Annotated in this window: 1 protein-coding gene; it reads right to left on the reverse strand. The window is 77.1% G+C overall.

The window, feature by feature from the left end; all coding sequences use genetic code 11:
* Positions 1–3,995: SDR family NAD(P)-dependent oxidoreductase (locus ABTY20_RS34895; protein WP_352001156.1), on the reverse strand; the 3,995-nt coding region annotated here is incomplete at both ends.

The raw sequence follows: 3,995 nt of genomic DNA on the forward strand, positions 1-3,995 counted from the left end.
TTCAGTACGGCGTCCAGCGCCTCGGCGAACACCGGGAACCGGGCGTACAGCTCACGCCCCGCCCCCGCCCGCTGCGAACCCTGCCCCGGGAACAGGACGGCGGTGGTGCGGTACGCGGCGCGGCCCCGCGCCACCTCGAAGGGTTCCCCGCCGGGTCCGGCGAGGAGGACCGCGCGGTGGTCGAGCAGCGCGCGGCCGGTGGCCAGGGAGTGGCCCACGTCCAGCGGGGACCTGCCGGCCAGGGCGGCGATGCGGGCCACCTGGGCGTCCAGGGCCTCCTCGGACTTCGCGGAGACGGGCCACGGCACGACCCCGGGGACGGCCTCGGGCGCCGCGGCCGGCGTCTCCGGCTCGGGTTCGGGTGCCTGCTCGATGATGGTGTGGGCGTTGGTGCCGCTGATGCCGAAGGACGAGATGCCCGCACGCCACGGCCTGCCGGTCTCCGGCCAGGGGGACGGCTCGGTGAGCAGGCGCACCGCGCCCGCCTCCCAGTCGACGTGGCGGGAAGGGCGGTCGACGTGGAGGGTCTTCGGCAGTACGGCGTGCCGCATCGCCATGACGGTCTTGATGACGCCTGCGACACCGGCGGCGGCCTGGGTGTGCCCGATGTTCGACTTGATGGAGCCGAGCAGCAGCGGGCGCTCCGGATCACGGTCGCGGCCGTAGGTGGCCAGCAGGGCCTGCGCCTCGATCGGGTCGCCCAGCGGGGTGCCGGTGCCGTGGCCCTCGACGGCGTCGACGTCGGACGGGGTGAGCCCGGCGTCGGCGAGGGCCTGCCGGATGACGCGCTGCTGGGAGGGGCCGTTGGGGGCGGTCAGGCCGTTGGAGGCGCCGTCCTGGTTGACGGCCGAGCCGCGGACCACCGCGAGCACCTCGTGCCCGTTGCGGCGGGCGTCGGAGAGGCGCTCGACGACGAGCAGGCCGACGCCCTCGGACCAGCCGGTGCCGTCGGCGGCGTCCGCGTACGCCTTGCAGTGGCCGTCGGGGGCGAGGCCGTTCTGCAGGGTGAAGCCGGAGAAGCCGGACGGGGTGCTCATGAGGGTGACGCCGCCCGCGACGGCGAGGTCGCACTCGCCGGCCCGCAGCGCCTGGAGCGCCCAGTGCAGGGCGACCAGGGAGGAGGAACAGGCGGTGTCGACGGTGACCGCCGGGCCCTCCAGGCCGAAGGTGTAGGCGAGCCGACCGGAGACGACGCTGGCGGCGAGCCCGGTACCGGCGTGGCCCTCCAGGTCCTCGCGGGAGTTCATCACGAGGGTGGAGTAGTCCTGGCCGTTGGTGCCGACGAACACGCCGGTGCGGCTGCCGCGCAGCCCGTCGGCGTCGATGCCGGCCCGCTCGAACGCCTCCCAGGTGGTCTCCAGGAGCAGGCGCTGCTGCGGGTCCATGGCGATGGCCTCGCGGGGGGAGATCCCGAAGAAACCGGCGTCGAACTCGGCGGCCCCTTCGACGAACCCGCCCCTGAGGGTGGCGCTGCGGCCGCGGCCGTCCGCGCCGCCGGTCGCCAGGGTGGCGAGGTCCCAGCCCCGGTCCTCGGGGAAGGCCTCGATGCCGTCGCGGCCCTCGCTCAGCATCTGCCACAGGTCCTGCGGGGAGCGCACGCCGCCGGGGAGGCGGCAGGCCATGCCGACGATGACGACCGGGTCGTCGGACGGCCCGGCGGCGTTCATCCGGGCGAGGCCGGGCCCGGTGTCCTGCTCGCCGAGGAGTTCGGCGAGCAGGTGCTCGGCCAGGGCCTGCGCGGTCGGGAAGTCGTAGACCGTGGTGGCGGGCAGGCGCAGCCCGGTGGCGAGGGCGAGCCGGTCGGGCAGTTCGATCGCGGTCAGCGAGTCGAAGCCCAGGTCGCGGAAGTTGCGGTCGGGAGCGACGGCCTCCGGCCCCGGGTGGCCGAGGACGGCGGCGGCGTGGGTGCGGACCAGGTCGCCGAGGACCGCGGTGCGGTCGGCGGCGGGCAGCTCCCGCAGCCGCGCGGCGAGCCCGGAGGCGGCCGTCTCGGTCCGCTGCCGCGCGACGGCCGCGTCGGCCAGTGCCTGCCGGGCGTCCGGCAGGTCCCGCAGCAGGGCGCTGCCGCGGATGCCGATGAGGGTCTCCAGCACCTGCGGCTGACGCGGGTCGAAGACCACGGGCGCCGGCTCCGGCCGGGTCACGGCCTGTCGCAGGGCGGCGAGCGCGAGGTCCGGGTGCACGGCCGGGTGACCGGCGGTGCGGACCGGGCGTGCGGCGGTGCCGGTGCCCGTGGGGCCGGTGGTGTCCGCGCCGGGTTCCTCGTCGGTCCAGGCGCCCCAGGCGAGGGACGTCGCGGGCAGGCCCTCGTCGCGGCGGCGGCGGGCGAGCGCGTCGAGGACGGCGGTGGCGGCGGCGAGGTTGGCGCGCCCCGCGGTGCCGACCGTGCCGGCCACCGAGGAGCAGAGCACGAACGCCGTCAGGTCCAGGCCTCGGGTCAGTTCGTCCAGGTGGACGGCGGGAGCGGTGCGGGCGCGGTACACCTGGACGAACCGCTCCGGAGTGAGGTCGTCGAGCACGCCGTCGTCGACGATGCCGGCGGCGTGCACCACACCGGTCAGCGGGGTGTCCTCGGGGATGCCGGCGAGGACGGCGGCGAGCGCGTCGCGGTCGGCGGCGTCGCAGGCGACGATCGTCACCTCGGCGCCGAGGCCGCGCAGTTCGGCGGCGAGGCCGGCGGCACCGGGCGCGTCCGGGCCGCGTCGGCCGACCAGGACCAGACGGGCGGCTCCGGCGGCGGCCAGCCAGCGCGCCACATGGGCGCCGCGGCCCCCGGTGCCCCCGGTGACCAGGACGGTGCCGCTCGGCTCCCAGCCCGCGTCGGGGGCGGCCTGCGGGGCGGGCACGAGCCGGCGGCCGAAGACGGCCGAGGCGCGCACGGCCACCTGGTCCTCGCCGTCGTGTCCGGCGAGGACGGCGGCGAACCGCCGCGCGGCACGGTCGTCCAGGACGGCGGGCAGGTCGATCAGCCCGCCCCACCGCGCCGGGATCTCCAGCGCCGCGACCCGGCCGAGCCCCCACACCGCCGCCTGGGCGGGAGCGGTGAGCCGCTCCGTGCCGGCGACCGCGACGGCGCCGCGCGTCACGCACCACAGGGGCGCGGCGACCTCGGCGTCCAGCAGGGCCTGGAGCAGGACCGCCGTCGGGACGGCCGGAGTCTGCGCGGCGTCCGTGAGCGCGAGCAGGGACAGCACTCCGGTGAGGGCGGCGCCCTGGGACAGCAGGCCGCGCAACCGTTCGGCGAGCGCATCGCGGTCGGCGGTGCCGACGGTGAGCGGCACGACGTCGGTGCCGACGGCCGCCAGGACGGCGGCCACCCACGGGTCGTCGGCGAGCGCCTCGGGGACGACCGCCAGCCAGGTGCCGGCGGCGGTGGGCGCGGAGGAGGGCAGCGACAGCGGCTTCCACGCCTCGTGGTGCCTGACCCCGTCGACCATCGCCTGGTCGCGCTGCCTGCGCCGCCAGGTGGACAGCGCGGGCAGGACCGCGCCCAGCGCTTCGGTGTCGACCGCGAGGTCGGCGGCGAGCGTGGCGAGGTCCTCGCCCTCGACCGCGCTCCAGAAGGCCGCGTCCAGGAGGTCCGGACCGGTTCCGCCCGCCGTGGGCCGCTGTGCGTCGGGCCAGTGGCGGGACCGTTGGAAGGGGTAGGTCGGCAGTTCGGTGCGGCGGGCACCGGTGCCGTCGAAGCACTGCCGCCAGTCGACGCGGACGCCGCAGACGTGCAGCCGGGCCAGCGCGACGAGCAGCGCGGTCTCCTCGGACCGGTCCTCCCGTAGGGCGGGAACGGCGACCGTGTCGGCGTCGGCGTCGGTGTCGAGGCACCGGCGGGTGAGTGCGGTCAGGACGCCGTCGGGGCCGATCTCCAGGAAGGCGTTCGCCCCGGCGCCGGTGAGCGCCCCGACGCCGTCGGCGTAGCGGACGGTGCCGCGGACGTGGCGCACCCAGTAGTCGGCCGAGCACAGCAGGCCGGGGCCGGCGATCCCACCGGTCACGTT

The organism is Streptomyces sp. NPDC126497 (genome assembly GCF_040302425.1).
Lineage (GTDB): Bacteria > Actinomycetota > Actinomycetes > Streptomycetales > Streptomycetaceae > Streptomyces.